This is a genomic window from Chamaesiphon sp. OTE_20_metabat_361, assembly GCF_031364565.1.
The window spans coordinates 1-1,679 of the sequence record NZ_JANLWO010000861.1; the positions used below are offsets into that span (position 1 = coordinate 1).

The following is a 1,679-nucleotide window of genomic DNA, read 5'->3' on the forward strand; positions in this document are numbered from 1 at the left end:
GCTTCAGCATATAAAGTTTCAAACCAGCCTGTATAGTCGCCATTAGCATAAGCTGCGGTGGATAATTCCCGCACGCGAGTTCTCGATTTAGTCATATTTTTTGGTATCCGATCTTTGGCAGCAACTATGACCATTGTGACAAAATAAGAGTAGATTTTGCCCCCACTGCCCAGGATAACGTTCATGCTCCGCCTCTCTGAAGTCAAACTCCCACTAGAACACACCGAAGCAGATATCCAGTCCGCCATTCTCAAAAAACTCTCCCTCGCTCCCAAGGATTTGATTCGGCACAAGATTTTTAAGCGGAGCTATGATGCGCGCAAACGCGGCGCAGTTTCTTTTGTATATATTATTGACATCGAGACAACTAGAGAGCAACAGCTACTACAGAGATTTAAAAAAGATCCGCATATCGTGCCGACTCCAGATACTAGCTATCGGCATGTAACCCAAGCCCACTCTGGATTAGAGTCACGCCCGATCGTGATTGGCTGCGGGCCATGTGGGATGTTTGCAGGGTTATTACTCGCACAGATGGGATTTCGCCCGATTATTTTAGAACGGGGTAAGGCGGTACACGATCGATCTGTCGATACATTCGGCTTCTGGAGCAAGGCAAAATTCAACCCAGAATCCAATGCTCAGTTTGGCGAAGGCGGCGCGGGGACTTTCTCGGATGGTAAGCTGTACAGCCGGATCAAAGATGCCAATCATCACGGGCGGAAAGTATTGACAGAACTAGTTAATGCTGGTGCAGCGTCGGAAATTCTCTACATTAATAAACCCCACATCGGTACATACCGCCTAGTAAAAATTGTCGAAAATATCCGAAATACGATCGCATCATTAGGCGGTGAAACTCGCTTTCAGAGTCGGGTAGAACAGCTTAATATCGAAAATGGGCAAGTCTGCGGCGTAACTCTAGCTGGTGGCGAATATATCCCCAGCAACCATGTGATTCTCGCAGTCGGACATAGCGCCCGCGACACCTTTGAGATGCTCCATCATGCGGGAGTATACATCGAACCCAAGCCATTCTCGATCGGGTTTCGAGTCGAGCATCCCCAAACAGTCATCGATAAGTGTCGGCTGGGATCTCAAGCCGGACATCCAATGCTCGGTGCGGCTGACTATAGCCTAGTCCATCATTGCGCCAATGGTCGATCGGTTTATAGCTTTTGTATGTGTCCGGGTGGGCAAGTTGTCGCGGCGACATCCGAAGTGGGGCGGGTGGTGACAAATGGGATGAGCCAGTACGAGCGCAGCGGTAAGAATGCTAATAGTGGCATCGTCGTGGGTATTACGCCCGAGGATTATCCGGGTAGCCCGATTGCTGGCATCGAGTTTCAGCGACGGTTAGAAGAGAAGGCATTTGCGCTCGGTGGTGGCACCTATGAGGCTCCAGGACAACTGGTAGGTGACTTTTTGGCGGCTCAAGCCTCCAGTCAGTTAGGGACTGTCAAACCGTCATATAAGCCTGGTGTCCACCTGTGCGATCTGAGTGCGAGTCTACCAGATTACGCGATCGAGGCGATTCGGGAAGCGATTCCAGCATTTGACAAGCAGCTCGATGGTTTTGCCATGCACGACGCGGTGCTAACTGGCGTGGAAACCCGCACTTCATCACCGATTTGTATCAAGCGTGGGGACGACTATCAAAGTCTCAATACCAAAGGTTT

2 protein-coding genes are annotated in these 1,679 nt (G+C 50.1%); one reads left to right on the forward strand and one right to left on the reverse strand.

Features of this window, described 5'->3' with window-relative positions; genetic code table 11:
• Window positions 1-185: hypothetical protein (locus RMO35_RS24220; RefSeq protein ID WP_309745155.1), on the reverse strand; the 185-nt coding region annotated here is incomplete at its 3' end.
• Between RMO35_RS24220 and RMO35_RS24225 the strand changes: the two genes are divergently transcribed.
• Window positions 184-1,679 (forward strand): NAD(P)/FAD-dependent oxidoreductase (locus RMO35_RS24225; RefSeq protein ID WP_309745157.1); only part of this gene is annotated, 1,496 nt, incomplete at its 3' end. The two genes, RMO35_RS24220 and RMO35_RS24225, sit on opposite strands and share 2 nt — an antisense overlap.